The organism is Aureimonas mangrovi, from assembly GCF_014058705.1.
In the GTDB taxonomy this organism is placed as follows: Bacteria; Pseudomonadota; Alphaproteobacteria; order Rhizobiales; family Rhizobiaceae; genus Aureimonas; species Aureimonas mangrovi.
Map to the genome: position 1 here is coordinate 603610 of NZ_CP059692.1, position 15638 is coordinate 619247.

At 68.2% G+C, this 15638-nt stretch carries 16 protein-coding genes; 6 read left to right on the forward strand and 10 right to left on the reverse strand.

Annotated features, from left to right (window positions below; all coding sequences use genetic code 11):
• The first annotated feature begins 125 nt into the window (after positions 1-125).
• The 6 genes from H1343_RS02825 (at position 126) to H1343_RS02850 (ending at position 5297) form a co-directional block, all read left to right on the forward strand.
• The gene (locus tag H1343_RS02825; protein WP_185984460.1) at positions 126-686 is read left to right on the forward strand and encodes a F0F1 ATP synthase subunit delta; all 561 of its coding nucleotides are present in this window, start codon (positions 126-128) and stop codon (positions 684-686) included.
• Positions 686-2218 carry a F0F1 ATP synthase subunit alpha gene (gene atpA / locus H1343_RS02830; protein ID WP_185984461.1) on the forward strand — a complete coding sequence of 511 codons (1533 nt, stop codon included), beginning with the start codon at positions 686-688 and terminating at the stop codon, positions 2216-2218. The genes H1343_RS02825 and atpA overlap by 1 nt, the downstream gene beginning before the upstream one ends.
• Before the next feature lie 41 nt (positions 2219-2259).
• On the forward strand, positions 2260-3144 hold the full coding sequence (locus tag H1343_RS02835; protein WP_185984462.1) for a F0F1 ATP synthase subunit gamma: 885 nt from the start codon (positions 2260-2262) through the stop codon (positions 3142-3144).
• 102 nt (positions 3145-3246) lie between these two features.
• Positions 3247-4698: a F0F1 ATP synthase subunit beta gene (atpD, locus tag H1343_RS02840; protein WP_246333260.1), complete on the forward strand. Its 1452-nt coding sequence runs from the start codon at positions 3247-3249 to the stop codon at positions 4696-4698.
• 4 nt (positions 4699-4702) lie between these two features.
• The gene (locus H1343_RS02845; protein ID WP_185984463.1) at positions 4703-4900 is read left to right on the forward strand and encodes an eL24 family ribosomal protein; all 198 of its coding nucleotides are present in this window, start codon (positions 4703-4705) and stop codon (positions 4898-4900) included.
• On the forward strand, positions 4893-5297 hold the full coding sequence (locus H1343_RS02850) for a F0F1 ATP synthase subunit epsilon (protein ID WP_185984464.1): 405 nt from the start codon (positions 4893-4895) through the stop codon (positions 5295-5297). Before H1343_RS02845 ends, H1343_RS02850 begins: the two co-directional genes overlap by 8 nt.
• A gap of 86 nt (positions 5298-5383) precedes the next feature.
• Here H1343_RS02850 and H1343_RS02855 read toward each other — a convergent pair whose 3' ends face one another.
• The 10 genes from H1343_RS02855 to obgE form a co-directional block, all read right to left on the reverse strand.
• A complete protein-coding gene (locus H1343_RS02855) occupies positions 5384-5902 on the reverse strand; it encodes an RNA pyrophosphohydrolase (protein WP_185984465.1) in 519 nt (172 codons plus the stop codon).
• Between the two features lie 57 nt (positions 5903-5959).
• Positions 5960-7183 (reverse strand): divergent polysaccharide deacetylase family protein, encoded by a 1224-nt coding sequence (locus H1343_RS02860; protein WP_246333262.1) that lies wholly within the window; start codon positions 7181-7183, stop codon positions 5960-5962.
• Positions 7184-7371: 188 nt separating this feature from the next.
• Positions 7372-8715 carry a S41 family peptidase gene (locus H1343_RS02865; protein WP_185984466.1) on the reverse strand — a complete coding sequence of 448 codons (1344 nt, stop codon included), beginning with the start codon at positions 8713-8715 and terminating at the stop codon, positions 7372-7374.
• On the reverse strand, positions 8705-10261 hold the full coding sequence (locus H1343_RS02870) for a murein hydrolase activator EnvC family protein (protein WP_185984467.1): 1557 nt from the start codon (positions 10259-10261) through the stop codon (positions 8705-8707). The genes H1343_RS02865 and H1343_RS02870 overlap by 11 nt, the downstream gene beginning before the upstream one ends.
• 230 nt (positions 10262-10491) lie before the next feature.
• Positions 10492-10974, reverse strand: a complete 483-nt coding sequence (gene rlmH, locus H1343_RS02875) for a 23S rRNA (pseudouridine(1915)-N(3))-methyltransferase RlmH (RefSeq protein WP_185984468.1) — start codon at positions 10972-10974, stop codon at positions 10492-10494.
• A 46-nt stretch (positions 10975-11020) separates the two neighbouring features.
• Entirely contained in the window at positions 11021-11410 is a 390-nt protein-coding gene (gene rsfS, locus H1343_RS02880) for a ribosome silencing factor (RefSeq protein ID WP_185984469.1), read from the reverse strand.
• Between the two features lie 121 nt (positions 11411-11531).
• Positions 11532-12092 (reverse strand): nicotinate-nucleotide adenylyltransferase, encoded by a 561-nt coding sequence (locus H1343_RS02885; RefSeq protein ID WP_246333519.1) that lies wholly within the window; start codon positions 12090-12092, stop codon positions 11532-11534.
• 50 nt (positions 12093-12142) lie between these two features.
• Complete coding sequence (locus H1343_RS02890; protein ID WP_185984470.1) at positions 12143-13426, reverse strand: glutamate-5-semialdehyde dehydrogenase; 1284 nt, start codon at positions 13424-13426, stop codon at positions 12143-12145.
• A complete protein-coding gene (gene proB / locus H1343_RS02895) occupies positions 13419-14564 on the reverse strand; it encodes a glutamate 5-kinase (RefSeq protein WP_185984471.1) in 1146 nt (381 codons plus the stop codon). Before proB ends, H1343_RS02890 begins: the two co-directional genes overlap by 8 nt.
• Positions 14561-15634 (reverse strand): GTPase ObgE, encoded by a 1074-nt coding sequence (gene obgE / locus H1343_RS02900; RefSeq protein WP_185984472.1) that lies wholly within the window; start codon positions 15632-15634, stop codon positions 14561-14563. Before obgE ends, proB begins: the two co-directional genes overlap by 4 nt.
• Between the last annotated feature and the right edge of the window lie 4 nt (positions 15635-15638).

The following is a 15638-nucleotide window of genomic DNA, read 5'->3' on the forward strand; positions in this document are numbered from 1 at the left end:
GCAGCGCGGGCGCCCGAATGCGGCGCGCCCATGCCATGTTTCAGGGATCGGTTTCGAAAGGCCGGCGTGCTCCGCAGGGGGGCTGCACCGGGTTCGAACGTCAAGCGAGAGAGAAGCGGTCGTCCGTGGCAAAGTCATCCTCTCCGGTATCCGGAGTCGCAGAACGCTACGCCCAGTCCCTGTTCGAACTTGCGCGCGACGAAGGCTCGCTCGACACGGTTGAATCGGAACTCCAGCGCTTCCGCGCCCTGATCGACGAGAGCGACGATTTCCGCCGGCTGGTGACGAGCCCCGTCTTCACCGCCGTCGAGCAGGAGCGTGCGGTCTCCGCCGTCGTCGATGCGGTGAAGCCCTCGCAGCTTACCGGCAATTTCCTGCGCGTCGTCGCCGGCAACCGCCGCCTCTTCGCGCTGCCGCAGATCATCTCCGAATTCGGCCGGCTGGCCGCCGCGCATCGCGGCGAGGTCGAGGCCGAGGTCGTCAGCGCCCATGCGCTGACCGACGAGCAGCGCGCCGAGCTCTCGGCCGCGCTCGGCACCTATTGCGGCAAGACAGTCACCATGCGCGAGAGCGTTGACCCCGCCCTTCTCGGCGGCCTCGTGGTCCGCATCGGATCGCGCCAGGTCGACACGTCGCTGCGCACCAAGCTCAATTCGCTCAAGCTCGCTCTGAAAGAGGTCGGCTGATGGACATCCGCGCCGCGGAAATCTCCGCAATCCTGAAAGACCAGATCAAGAACTTCGGCTCGGACGCGGAAGTCTCCGAAGTCGGCACGGTCCTCTCCGTCGGTGACGGTATCGCCCGCGTCTATGGGCTCGACCAGTGCCAGGCCGGCGAGATGGTCGAATTCCCGGGCGGCGTGCGCGGCATGGCGTTGAACCTCGAATCCGACAATGTCGGCGTCGTCATCTTCGGCTCTGACCGTGAGATCAAGGAAGGCGACACCGTGCGCCGCACCGGCGCCATCGTGGACGTTCCCGTCGGCAAGGGCCTGCTCGGCCGCGTCGTCGACGGTCTCGGCAATCCGATCGACGGCAAAGGCCCGATCGAGGGCGGCGAGCGCCGCCGCGTCGACGTCAAGGCGCCCGGCATCATCCCGCGCAAGTCGGTTCACGAGCCGATGTCAACGGGCCTCAAGGCCATCGACGCGCTGATCCCGATCGGCCGCGGCCAGCGCGAACTCGTCATCGGCGATCGCCAGACCGGCAAGACCGCGATCCTTCTCGACACCTTCCTGAACCAGAAGCCCGCGCATGACGCCGGCGCCTCCGAGAAGGACAAGCTCTACTGCATCTACGTCGCCGTCGGCCAGAAGCGCTCGACCGTCGCGCAGTTCGTCCGCACGCTCGAGGAGCGCGGCGCGCTGCAGTACTCGATCGTCATCGCGGCCACGGCCTCGGACCCGGCGCCGATGCAGTACATCGCGCCCTTCACCGGCTGCGCGATGGGCGAGTTCTTCCGCGACAACGGCATGCACGCCGTGATCGCCTATGACGACCTTTCCAAGCAGGCGGTCTCCTACCGCCAGATGTCGCTGCTGCTGCGCCGCCCGCCCGGCCGCGAGGCCTATCCGGGCGACGTCTTCTACCTGCACTCCCGCCTTCTGGAGCGCGCCGCCAAGCTCAACGACGAGATGGGCTCGGGCTCGCTGACGGCGCTGCCGGTCATCGAGACGCAGGCCAACGACGTGTCGGCCTACATCCCGACCAACGTGATCTCGATCACCGACGGTCAGATCTTCCTCGAGACCAACCTGTTCTACCAGGGCATCCGCCCGGCGGTGAACGTCGGTCTCTCGGTGTCGCGCGTCGGCTCGGCTGCGCAGGTCAAGGCGATGAAGCAGGTCGCCGGCTCGATCAAGGGCGAGCTCGCGCAGTATCGCGAGATGGCGGCCTTCGCGCAGTTCGGCTCGGATCTCGACGCCGCCACGCAGCGCCTCCTGAACCGCGGCGCGCGCCTGACCGAGCTTCTGAAGCAGCCGCAGTTCTCGCCGCTGAAGACCGAGGAGCAGGTGGCGGTGATCTTCGCGGGCACGCAGGGTTACCTCGACAAGCTGAAGGTCTCCGAGGTCGGTCCGTTCGAGCAGGGTCTCCTGACCTCGCTGCGTTCGGAGCACAAGGAGATCCTCGACACGATCGCCACGGAGAAGCAGCTCTCGGACGAGACCCGGAGCAAGCTGAAGGCGGCGATCGACAAGTTCGCCAAGTCCTTCTCCTGATCGACCGCGCCGGCCTCTAAGACGGAGACGAGACGACCGACATGGCTTCGCTCAAGGATCTGCGAAACCGCATCGCTTCGGTGAAGGCGACGCAGAAGATCACCAAGGCCATGCAGATGGTCGCGGCGGCCAAGCTGCGCCGCGCCCAGGATGCGGCCGAGGCTGCGCGCCCCTATTCGGAGCGCATGGCCTCGGTGATGGCCAACATCGCCAGCGCGATGGATGCCGGAGAGGCGCCCGCGCTGATGACCGGCACGGGCGAGGACAAGACGCATCTTCTGATCGTCTTCACGGCCGATCGCGGGCTGTGCGGCGGCTTCAACGCGCAGATCGCGCGCCTGGCCCGCGAGCACATCCGACGCCTCGAGGCCGACGGCAAGACGGTGAAGATCATCACCGTCGGCAAGAAGGGCTACGATCTCCTGCGCCGCGATCACGGTGGCAAGGTCATCGAGCGGATGGACTTCCGTGACACCAAGACGGTGGGCTTTGCGAATGCCGAGGACGTCGCCGACAAGGTGATGGACCTCTTCGCGGCGGGCGAGTTCGACGTGGCGACGATCTTCTACTCGGAGTTCGTCAACGTCATCACCCAGAAGCCGACGGCCCAGCAGGTGGTCCCGGCCGTCGTCGAGGCCGAGGGCGACGTACCCGAGGCGACCGTCGGCGGTGCGCTCTACGAGTACGAGCCGGAGCCCGAGGCGATCCTCGCGGATCTTCTGCCGCGTTCGATCAAGATCCAGATGTTCCGCGCGCTTCTCGAGAACGCGGCTTCCGAGCAGGGCGCCCGCATGAGCGCGATGGACAACGCCACGCGCAATGCCGGGGACATGATCAACCGCCTGTCGATCTCCTACAACCGGCAGCGCCAGGCGCAGATCACGACCGAGCTCGTCGAGATCATCTCGGGCGCCGAGGCGCTCTGACGAAAAGGGCGGCCGGCTCGCCGGTCGCAGGGCATGCTAGAGGGCGACGGAGGCTTGAGGCCGGACCGGCGCCGCGAAAGACGGTTCTAAAGGAGGCCTTCGATGGCTGACACCATGGTACCCACCGGCACTGGCCGCGTCGCACAGGTCATCGGCGCCGTCGTCGACGTCGAGTTCGACGGCGCGCTTCCGGCGATCCTGAACGCGCTGGAAACCGACAACAACGGTATCCGCCTCGTTCTCGAGGTCGCCCAGCACCTCGGCGAGAACACCGTGCGCACCATCGCGATGGACCTCACCGAAGGCCTCGTTCGCGGCCAGCCGGTGAAGGACACCGGCGCCCCGATCCAGGTGCCCGTCGGCGACGCCACGCTCGGCCGCATCATGAACGTCATCGGCGAGCCGATCGACGAGGTCGGCCCGATCGCCTCCGACACGGTGCGCGGCATCCACCAGCCGGCCCCGCCCTATATCGAGCAGAACCCCGAGAGCCAGATCCTCGTGACGGGCATCAAGGTCATCGACCTGCTCGCGCCCTATGCGCGCGGCGGCAAGGTCGGTCTGTTCGGCGGCGCGGGCGTCGGCAAGACGGTTCTGATCCAGGAGCTGATCAACAACGTCGCCAAGGCCCACGGCGGCTACTCGGTCTTCGCCGGCGTCGGCGAGCGCACCCGCGAAGGCAACGATCTCTACCACGAGATGATCGAATCGGGCGTGAACAAGGACCCGCACGAGAACGGCGGCTCGACCGCCGGCTCGAAGGCCGCGCTGGTCTACGGCCAGATGAACGAGCCCCCGGGTGCGCGCGCCCGCGTCGCGCTCACGGGCCTGACCATCGCCGAGAACTTCCGCGACCAGGGCCAGGACGTCCTGTTCTTCGTGGACAACATCTTCCGCTTCACGCAGGCGGGCGCCGAGGTGTCGGCGCTTCTCGGCCGCATCCCCTCGGCGGTGGGTTACCAGCCGACGCTGGCGACCGACATGGGCGCCATGCAGGAGCGCATCACCACCACGACCAAGGGCTCGATCACCTCTGTGCAGGCCATCTACGTGCCCGCCGACGATCTGACCGACCCGGCGCCGGCCACGTCCTTCGCCCACCTCGATGCGCGCACGGTTCTCAACCGCGCCATCTCCGAGAAGGGCATCTACCCGGCCGTCGATCCTCTGGACTCGACGTCGCGCATGCTTTCGCCGCTGATCGTCGGCGAGGAGCACTACAACGTCGCCAACGCGGTGCAGCAGATCCTCCAGCGCTACAAGTCGCTGCAGGACATCATCGCGATCCTAGGCATGGACGAGCTGTCTGAAGAGGACAAGCTGACGGTGGCGCGCGCCCGTAAGGTCGAGCGCTTCCTCTCGCAGCCCTTCTTCGTCGCCGAGGTGTTCACCGGCTCGCCGGGCCAGCTCGTGCCGCTTGAGGACACGATCCGCTCCTTCAAGGGCCTCGTCGAGGGCGAGTACGACCATCTGCCGGAAGCGGCGTTCTACATGGTGGGCTCGATCGACATGGCCGTCGAGAAGGCCCAGAAGATGGCCGCCGAGGCGGCCTGATCCGATGGAGCGCGGCGACCTTCGCATCGAGGACGCCGTCAACGAGGCCTGTCCGTGGTCGGGAAAACCGATCATGGCGGACGCTCTCACCACCTACAAGGGCGCGGTCGTCGGGTTCTGCAACCCCGGCTGCCGCGACAAGTTCGACACCGCGGCCCGCCATTTCGAGGCCGCTCTGACCAGGCAGGCGACCCGTGGCTGACAGCTTCAAGTTCGAACTCGTTTCCCCCGAGCGGCTGCTTCTGTCGGAGCAGGTGAGCGCCGTCATCGCGCCGGGCACCGAAGGCTACATGACCGTCATGGCGAATCACGCGCCGCTGATGGCGACGCTGAAGCCGGGCGTGGTGCAGGCGACGCTGGCAAGCGGGGGCGAGCGCCGCATCTTCATCCAGGGTGGCTTCGCCGACATCAATCCGGAAGGCTTCACGTTACTTGCCGAGCACGCGATCTTCGTCGAAGACCTCGACGCGGCCGATCTCGACCAGCAGATCCAGAACGCGCGCGAGGACGTCACGGACGCGGAAACAGACGCGGTGAAGATGCGCTCCGAGAAGCGCCTCGCCGATCTTCTCAACGCTCGCGAGGCGCTGAACGCCTGACCCGTTGGGCACAGGCGGAAACGACGAAGGCCGGCGATTGCCGGCCTTTTTATTTGGTGCAACGCGCGAGGATCGCCTGCCGGGCGTCAGGCGCGTTCCAGATACCGAAACCCCGCGATGACCTGCTCGTAGACCGCGCGTTTGAAAGGCACGACGAGGTCGAGCACCTCGTCCATCGTCTTCCAGCCCCATTCCTCGAACTCGGCCGTGTGGCCGCCGGGCGGCGGTGCGATGCGGATTTCGCTCTCCGGCCCGGTCAGGCGGAAAGCGAACCACTTCTGCGTCTGGCCCTTGAAGCGACCTTTCAGAGCGACCCCGACGAGTTCGGGCGGAAGATCGTAGTCGATCCAGCCGTCGCTCTCGGCCAAAAGCTCGACCGATTCGATGCCAGTTTCCTCGTAGAGCTCGCGCTTGGCGGCAGGCAGGGGCTCTTCACCCTCGTCTATCCCGCCCTGCGGCATCTGCCAGAGCTTCACCGCGCCATCCATCTCACCCTTCGGCTCGACGACGCGCTTGCCCACCCAGACCTTGCCAGACTCGTTCAGCACCATGATGCCGACGCAGGGGCGATAGGGGAGGTTGTTGAAATCGATCGGATCAGTCATCGGGCGCTCCAGCGGGGATGCCGTGACCTATGGCCTCGACGCCGTGAAGGCAATGTGTCAGCGCAGCTCGGGATCGTAAGCAAGGGCGGAGACCGGCACGATCTCGACGCCGCGGCCCTGCGCCTCGCTCACCCACTCGGCGATCGCCGAGACGGATGTGTCGAAGGCGCTCGCGACGCCGATCGCCGAGCCCTGCGCGCGCGCCGAGCGTTCGAGGATGTCGAGCTCCGTGCGGATCGCCTCGCGGTCGCGCACGGCGTCCAGCAGGCGTTCGGCGCGCGCGAAGGGCACGCTGCCGGCCATCGCGGCATCGCGCGCGGCCGAACGGGGCGAAGAGCCGTCGTCGAGATACAGAAGGCCGCGCCGGCCGACATCGGCCAGCACAGCGTCCATCGCTGCGGGCTCGGACGAAAGACGTGCGCCCATGAAGTTCATGACGCCGACATAGTTGGTCATGCGTGCCATTGCGCGGTGAAGGTCCGACAGGTCTCCTGCGGCGGCCGCCTCCGTCGTCAGCGTGTTCGCGCCGGGGGAGACGTTCGGGTAGCCGAAGGGCTCCATCGGCGCTTGGAGGACGAGCTCGTGGCCATGCTGGCGGGCCTCGCGCATCCAGCGGTCGAGGCTGTTGCCGGAGGCGGCGAAGCCGAGTGTCACAGCGGGTGGCAGCGCGCGCAAGGCCGCCTGCGTGCCGGTCTGCGAGATGCCGAGGCCGCCGACGACAAGCGCGATGCGCGTGCCGGAGCCGGAGCCCGGCGCACCGGCGTAAACGTCGAGCGGACGACGACCGTCCGCCGCGCGACGCGGAAGGTCTCCGAAGGACGAAGCCTCGATCAGGGCGGCGTCGGGAATATGGGCCATGCGCGCGGGCTGGCGCAACGAACCCGGCTCCACGACGCGGATCGAGCCGGTGTAGCTCTGATCGACCGCGAAGGGCGAGGCCTCCACGATGCTGACGCCCCCGTCGCCATTCATGCGGGTAATCGTCGGGCCGGAATCGCGTCGCGCTTCCATCGCCGTCGCCAGCGGGTCACTTTGTGGCAGCGCGGGGAGCGGCTGGCTGAAATGGGAGACGCGCTGAAAGTCGGGCTCGCGCAGCGCCGTCGCCAGCGAGCCGCCGAAAACAGCCAGCGCCAGCATCGCGACGACGGCCGGGCCTTTCCACGTGCGAGGGACTCGCGGCGTCTCGCGCCGTCCCATGCCAAGAGGCGCACCGAGATCATGCAACGGCGCGGTCTGCCGGCTGTCGCGCGAAAGGGCGTCGGTGGCGAGGGGAGAGGGCATGGACACTCCGCATGGCGCCGGATCGCCGCTCGGGCGGCCTTGATGTGCGGCTCGTGCGCATCCGGCCAGCGACCCTAGTCTTCGGGTCTGGTCCGAGCCTGACACGGCTGGGCTCGTGCCGGGCGGGTCGGACCGGAAACGAGAAAGGCCCGGAGGGGTGTCCGGGCCTTTCTCGATGTACTCTCAGATCAGTTGGCGACCGAGGCTTCCTGCTGCGGCGGGAAGGCGGCGTGCGTTTCCTGGCCGTTGAGGAGGCGGAAGGCGTACTGGAGCTGGAGATCGTCGGCCATCTCGGGCGGCACGTAATCGAGCGAGCCGGAGCCCTCCTCGTTCTCCTCGGCACCGGTGATGTGCCCACGCAGGGAAGACTCGCCGCGGCGCGCGTCGAGGTCTTCCTGCGTGATGCCCATCTGCTCCATGATCTCGGGCGGCAAGGGCTGCTCGACGACGATGTCCGGATTGATGCCGCGTCCCTGAATGGAGCTGCCGGACGGCGTGTAGTAGAGCGCCGTCGTCAGCCGCAGCGCGCCGTTCTGGCCGAGCGGAATGATCGTCTGAACGGAGCCCTTGCCGAAGGACCGCGAGCCGACGACCGTCGCGCGCTTCTGATCCTGCAGGGCGCCGGCGACGATCTCGGAAGCCGAGGCCGAGCCGCCGTTGACGAGGACGACCAGGGGTTTGCCGTCGATCTCGTCGCCCGAGCGGGCGTTGTAGCGACGCGTCTCTTCGGCGTTGCGGCCGCGGGTGGAGACGATCTCGCCGCTCTCGAGGAAGGCATCGGTGACGCTGACGGCTTCGTCCAGGAGGCCGCCGGGGTTGCGGCGCATGTCGAGGACGTAGCCCTTCAGGTTGTCGCCCGCCTGCTCCTTGATGTCTGCGATCGCGTCTTCCAGGCCGACGGTGGTCTGCTCGTTGAAGCGCAGGAGCTTGATGTAGCCGATGTCGGCTTCCAGCGAATGGCGCACGGACGGCACACGGATTTCCGCGCGCTCGATGGTCAGGCGCACCGGTTGGGCCGCGCCCTCGCGGATGATGGTGAGGTCGACGGAGGTGCCGATGTCGCCCTTCATCCGGTCCACCGCCTCGGAGAGCGTCAGGCCCCGCACCTGCTCGCCGTTGATCTCGCCGATGAGATCGTTGGCGAGGACGCCGGCCTTGTCGGCCGGAGTGCCCTCGAAGGGGGAGATGACCTTGACCAGCTCGTTCTCCATCGTGACCTCGATGCCGAGGCCGCCGAACTGGCCGCGCGTCTCGGTCCGCATGTCGGCCGTCTGCTCGGCGTTCATGTAGGAGGAGTGCGGGTCGAGTGAGGTCAGCATGCCGTTGATCGCGGTTTCGATCAGCTTCTGATCGTCCGGCTCGTCCACGTACTGCGAGCGGACGCGCTCGAAGACGTCACCGAAGATGGCGAGCTGGCGATAGGTGTCCGATCCTGCGGCGTTCGCGACGCCGGAATGCGGCCCGACAAAGGCGGTCATCGCCGTCGCGCCCAGAAGCGCGCCCGCGAAGAGTACCGAGAGCTTACGAATCATTCCCCGTCCTTCCCGAAGGTCCATCCGCCCACCAGGGGGCGGGATCGACCGGTTTGCCGTCCTTGCGGAATTCCACGTAGAGCGAAGGCTCCGTTCCCGGAAGGTCCTGCGCGCCAGCGCTTGCCAGTCTTCTGGAACCCATCACGGCGACGGGTTCCCCCGCCAGCACGAACTGTCCCACATCGACGTCGATCTCGCGCATGCCCGCCAATACGATATGATAGCCATCGCCCGCGTTCAGGATCAAGAGCTGCCCGTAGGAACGAAACGGACCCGAATAGAGAATCCGTCCGTCCGCCGGCGCCGTGACGATGTCGCCCGCGCGGGACTGGAAGGTGGTGCCCTCGGTCCTGCGGCCGAAACCGTCGTCGTCGCCGAAGGCGCGCCTGACCGCCCCGACCACGGGACGAGTGAGAGTCCCCTTCATTGTCGAAAATGGGGCCGAGACGTCGAGCTGGGCCATGTCACGGCGAAGTGACGCTATATCGTACTGGGGACGTTCCGGTTCGGGAGGCTCCAGAGCCGCCAGCCGGCTCGCCTCCGCCTCGGCCGCAGCCTGCGCTTCGGCTTCCAGCGCCGCCGCCGCGCGCTCGCGTGCTTCCTCGAGCGCGGCGAGCCGTCGGGCCTCGGCTTCCGCGGCCTGACGCGCCGCGAGTTCGCGCGCCTGCTCCTCGGCAGCCTGCGCCTGTGCAAGATCGGTCTCCAGCGCGCCGATGAGATCCTGCAGCGAGTTCGCCTCGCCCGCGAGTTCGGCCGCCCTTCGGTTCATCGCCGCCAGCGCCTCGCGGCTGTCGGCCTCCAGCCGCTCCTTCTCGGCAAACAGGCGCTGGAGACGCGCTTCCTCCTCACGCTGGCGCGCGAGACCATCCGCGAAGGCGAGCTTGCGTGTCTCGATGCCTTCGCGAAGCTGCGCGAGTTCGGCAAGGTCGAGCGCCAGCGCGTCCGCCTCCTCGCGGATGCGCGGCACGACGGAGCCGAGGAGGATCGCGCTGCGCACCGAGCCGAGCGCGTCGTCCGGATGGACGAGGATCGCGGGGGCGGGCTTGCGCCCCATGCGCTGGAGCGCCCCAAGAACCTGGGAGAGCGTGCCGCGCCGGCGGCGCAGCGATTCCTGCACCTCGCCCTCGCGGGTGGCGAGTTCGTCGAGTTCGCTCTCGACGGCGGCCAGCTCCGTGCTCGCGTTCTTCTGCGCCTCGGCCGCCTCGATCATCGCCTCGCGGATGGCGTCGCGGTCCTGCGCAATTGCGGCGATCTCGGCGTCGAGCCGCTCGGCCGTCTCCTGCGTGAGGGTGATCCTGGAGCCGAGCTCCAGAAGCTCGTCGCGGGTCTTCTCGCGCGCGGCGGCGATGCGCTCGGCCTCGCCGATGATGTCGGCGAGCGCGAGAGGCGCATCGCCGCTCGGCTCGCCGGTCTCGGCATGCGCGACGGGGAGCGGGGTGCAGAAAAGCGCGGCGGCGAAGGACAGGGCGCGCGCGATCGCGCAGCCAGAGCGTTGCGCGTCCCTCTGGACGCACGAGGGCCGCTCTCGCCCGTCGAACCTACGCATCAGGCTGTCCGAAAACCGAAAACGGCTTTCGGGCCGATGCTGTCGCACCGTTCCGTCCTATCCCGGTCCGTCTCACCCGCCCTCGTCCCATGCCGACCGCTTCATCCGCCATCCTGAATGCGCGGGGATTAAGTTTCGATCAACCAATTGCGCCCGACAATTGGTCGTGAAGCCTGCGCCGGCCTTGGCAGAGCATGCCGGACGGATGAGACGCCGATGAGGCGAGACGGTCAGGCCCGGTGGTAGGGGTGCCCGGAGAGGATCGTGGCCGCGCGGTAGAGCTGTTCGGCGACGAGGATGCGAGCGAGCTGGTGTGGCCAGGTCATGCGGCCGAGGGCGAGCACCATCGCCGCACCGGATTTCAGTTCGGAGGAGAGGCCATCCGGCCCGCCGATCACGAAAACCAGATCGCGCAGACCCTCGTCACGAAACGTGCCGAGCCTTTCGGCGAACGGTTCCGAGCCGAGCGTCTTGCCGTCCTCGTCGAGAAGGGCGAGTGCGGCCTTTTCCGGCAGAGCCGCCAGAAGGCGAGCGGCCTCGTCCCGCTTGCGCTCGTCGGCGCTCGCGGCGCGCGATTCGGGAAGCTCGACGACACCCGCGAAATCGAGGCCGATGGACGGCCCCGCGCGTGAAAGACGGTCGAGGTAACGGTCCACCAGTTCACGCTCCGGCCCGCTCTTCATGCGGCCGACGGCCGCAAGCGTCAGGCGCACGGGCTTTCGCCCGCGCCGCGTGTCATGTCGGAGCGGCGCATCCGTCTCAGTGGACGGTCGCGTCGCTCTTGGAGGCCACGGTCTCCGCCACGGTCCACATCTTCTCGATATTGTAGAAGGCGCGGACTTCCGGGCGGAAGATGTGGACGATGAGATCGCCGGTGTCGATCAGCACCCAGTCGCCGCTCTGCAGCCCCTCGACCTTGGCGGAGCCGAAGCCGGCTTCCTTGAGGTCTCGCAGGAGATGATCGGCGACGGCGCTGACATGACGGTGCGAGCGGCCACAGGCGATGACCATGTGGTCGGCCAGGGCGGACTTGCCGGCGAGGTCGATGGAGACGATGTCCTCAGCCTTCGAATCGTCGAGACTGGAGAGCACACGGTCGAGCGCGTCTTGCACGGCGCGGTCATCGCCGGCGGGCGCGTCTGAAGGCATGTCGAAGACGGCCTTCGGTTCTGGCGCAGGTCTCAGAGGTGGCGTTCCTTCTTCAGGGCTGGTGCCAAAGTGGCGAACACTTTCGCCACATCAGTAAATGTGACAGCGGCACATGGCGTTTTCAAGTCGCTGCACGCAGCGCGGTGGACGAGAGCGAGGAGCGCGGACCGTGCAGGTAGACCCAGGACGGGGCCGCGCGCGAGGGGAGGGAGGCGGCCAGAGCCTCGGGAAGGCGGGCGCGCCGAAAGCGCTGCGCCAACGGCGCGTAGAGCGGTGAGAGCGTCGCGTCGGGCCGGTCGACGACCGCGATCGGCACGGTGGTCGCGATGCGCTCCCAATAGCGCCAGTGATGGAAACCGGCCAGACTGTCAGCCCCCATCACCCAGACGAAGGCGACGTCAGGGTTGCGCGCGCGCAACAGGGCTAGGGTGTCGGCCGTGTAGGCGCTGCGCAGACGCGCCTCGAAGCCGGTTACGACGATCCGCCGGTCCTGCGACAGGGCGCGCGAGGCGGCGATGCGCTCGGCCAGAGGCCGAAGCTGGCCCCGATCCTTCAACGGATTGCCGGGCGTCACCATCCACCAGACACGGTCGAGCCCGAGGCGACGGAGCGCGGTCTCGGCGACGAGGAGGTGGCCCCCATGCGGCGGATTGAAGGAGCCACCGAAGAGGCCGATGCGCATGCCCGCCTCGCAGGGTGGAATGCGCAGATCGCTCGTGAGAAGGTCCAACGTCACGGGCGCGTCTGGCCGGTCCCGCGAACGCGGTAGTTGAAGCTCGTGAGTTGCTCGACGCCCACCGGACCACGCGCGTGCATCTTGCCGGTGGCAATGCCGATCTCGCCGCCGAAGCCGAACTCGCCGCCGTCGGCGAACTGCGTCGAGGCGTTGTGAAGGAGGATCGCCGAATCGATGCCTGACAGGAAACGCTCGGCCGTCGCCGCATCGTCGGTGACGATCGCCTCGGTGTGGGCGGAGGAGAAGCGCTCGATATGGGCGATCGCGCCCTCGACGCCGTCGACCAGCGCGACGGAGATGATCGCATCGAGATACTCGGTGGAGAAATCCTCCTCGCTCGCGGGCAACGCGGCGGGGAAGAGCGCGCGGACCTCCCCGGTGCCGCGGATCTCGCAGCCGGCAGCGGCCAATGCTTCCAGCACCGGGACGAGGTGGGTGCCGGCGTCGGCGCGGTCGACGAGCAGCGTCTCCGCCGAGCCGCAGATGCCGGTGCGGCGCATCTTGGCGTTGACGGCGATGTCCTTTGCCATCTCGAGATCGGCCGCGCGGTCGATATACAGGTGGCATAGCCCCTCGAGATGAGCGAAGACCGGCACGCGTGCTTCCGTCTGCACACGCGCGACGAGGCTCTTTCCGCCGCGCGGCACGATGACGTCCACCGTTCCGCCGAGCCCTTTGAGCATCTCGCCGACCGCCGCGCGGTCCGGCGTCGGCACGAGCTGGATCGCATCCTCGGGCAGGCCCGCCTCCCGCAGCCCCGCCTGCAGCGCGGCGTGGATGGCGCGCGAGGAAGCGAGCGAATCCGAACCGCCGCGCAGGATCACCGCGTTGCCGGCCTTGAGGCAGAGGGCACCGGCATCGGCCGTCACGTTGGGGCGGCTTTCATAGATGACGCCGATCACGCCAAGCGGCGTGCGCACGCGGGAAATCTCCAGCCCGTTCGGCCGCGTCCAGCGCTCTGTGACGGCGCCGACGGGATCGGCCAGGTCGGCCACGTCACGCAGCGCCTGCGCGATGGCGGCGATGCGGTCCTCGGTCAGCGTCAAACGGTCGACGAAGGCGGCGGCCATGCCGGCCTCATGCGCGCGGGCAAGATCCTGCGCATTCGCGGCGAGGATGTCGGCCTTCGCTGCTTCCACGGCCTTCGCCATCGCGGAGAGGGCTGCGTCCTTCGTCTGCGTCGGTGCCGTCGCCAGCACCCGAGCGGCCGCCTTGGCGCGGCGCCCGAGCTCCGCCATCAGAGCCTCGACGATCAGCGCCGCCCCGTTGCCGTCAGGCATGATGCAGATCCTCCTGCGATCCGACGGGCAGGGCGGTGACGAGATCGTCGCGGTGGATCATCGCCGCGCGGGGCGCATGGCCGAGCGCGGCCTCGATCGCATCGGTGCGCAGGCCCGCGATGCGACGAGCTTCGTCGCAATCATAGGCGACGAGCCCGCGAGCCACCTCGATGCCGGCCTCGTCCAGCACCAAGATGGTGTCGCCGCGCGAAAATTCGCCCTCGATCGCTTTCACCCCGGCGGGCAGGAGCGAGCGGCCCTCGTTCAGCGCGCGCACCGCGCCGGCATCGATGGTAAGGCGCCCGGCCGCGTTGAGATGGCCGGCGATCCAGCGCTTGCGCGCGGTCACCGGATTGGCGACAGGAGAGAAGAGGGTGGCGCGCTCGCCGCGCTCGACGGCGGCAAGCGGGTTCAGCCGGTCGCCGGCGGTGATGATCATCGCCGCGCCGGCGGCGGTGGCGATCCTGCCCGCGTCGATCTTGGTCTTCATGCCGCCTCGCGAGGTGAGCGAGGCCGCGCCACCCGCCATCGCCTCGATCTCCGGCGTGATCGCCGCGACGTGCGGGATGTGCGCGGCCGACGGATCGCTGGCCGGCGGCGCGGTGTAGAGTCCGTCGATGTCCGACAGGAGGACGAGGAGGTCGGCCGACATCATGGTCGCGACGCGCGCGGCGAGGCGATCGTTGTCGCCGTAGCGGATTTCCGACGTCGCGACCGTGTCGTTCTCGTTGATGACCGGGACGGCGCCGAGCGACAGAAGCGTGCCGACCGTGGCGCGGGCGTTGAGATAGCGCCGCCGCTCCTCGGTGTCGCCGAGCGTCAGCAGGATCTGCCCCGTCTCGATGCCGTGGCGTCCCAGCGTCTCGGAATAGGCGCGCGCGAGCGCGATCTGGCCGACGGCGGCCGCCGCCTGGCTTTCCTCCAACCGCAGTGGACGAGAGGGAAGGCCGAGGACCGTGCGGCCAAGCGCGATAGCCCCGGACGAGACCAGCATGATTTCGCGCCCCTCGGCGCGCAGCCGCGCAACGTCAGCCCCGAGCGAGGTCAGCCATTCGCGCCGCAGGCCGCTTTCACGGTCGACCAGCAGCGCGGAGCCGATCTTGACGACGATCCGCCGATGCCCGGCGAGAAGGTTCACCGGCGCCAGTCCTTTTCGCTCAGGCTGGCGCCGAAGCGCTTCTCGTCATCCTCAGCCTGCGCCTCGTTCTCGGCGGGGGTCGCCATGCGGTCGATCTCCCGCTTCAGGCGGCGCAGCGCCTCCGGGATGCCCTGGCGCGAAACGGCCGAGAGCGGGATCGGCGAATGGCCGACTTCCGCGGTGAGCGCGGTCATTTTCTCGGCCAGCGTGTCCGGGTCGAGGACGTCGGTCTGCGACAGGGCGACGACCTCGGGCTTGGCGGCAAGGCTCTCGTCATAGAGCGCAAGTTCGCGGCGCACGGTACGGTAGGCGTAGGCAACGTCCTCCTCCACCGCCGAGACGAGATGCAAGAGAACGCGTGTGCGCTCGACATGGCCGAGGAACCGGTCGCCGATGCCCACGCCCTCGTGCGCGCCCTCGATGAGACCGGGGATGTCGGCGATGATGAACTCCGAGCCGTCCACCGTCGCGACGCCGAGATTGGGGTGGAGCGTGGTGAAGGGATAGTCCGCGATCTTCGGCCGGGCGGCCGTGACGGAGGCGAGGAAGGTCGACTTACCGGCGTTCGGCAGGCCGACGAGGCCGGCGTCGGCGATCAGCTTGAGCTGAAGCCAGATCGTCAGTTCCTCTCCTTCGAGGCCGGGATTGGCGCGGCGCGGCGCCTGGTTCACGCTCGTCTTGAAATAGGCGTTGCCGAAGCCGCCATTGCCGCCGGCGGCCACACGCTCGACCTGGCCGACCTGCGTCAGGTCGAACAGAAGCGTCTCGCCGTCCTCGGCGAAGACCTGCGTGCCGACGGGCACCTTGAGCGTCACGTCCGCGCCTTTGCCGCCCGTGCGGTTGCGGCCCATGCCGTGCATGCCGGTCTTGGCGCGGTAATGCTGCTGGTAACGATAGTCGATCAGCGTGTTGAGGCCCGATACGGCCTCGACGAACACGTCGCCGCCCCGTCCGCCATCGCCGCCGTCCGGCCCGCCGAACTCGATGAACTTCTCGCGGCGGAACGACACCGAGCCGGCTCCGCCGTCGCCCGAGCGAACGTAGACCTTGGCCTTGTCGAGAAACTTCATTGTC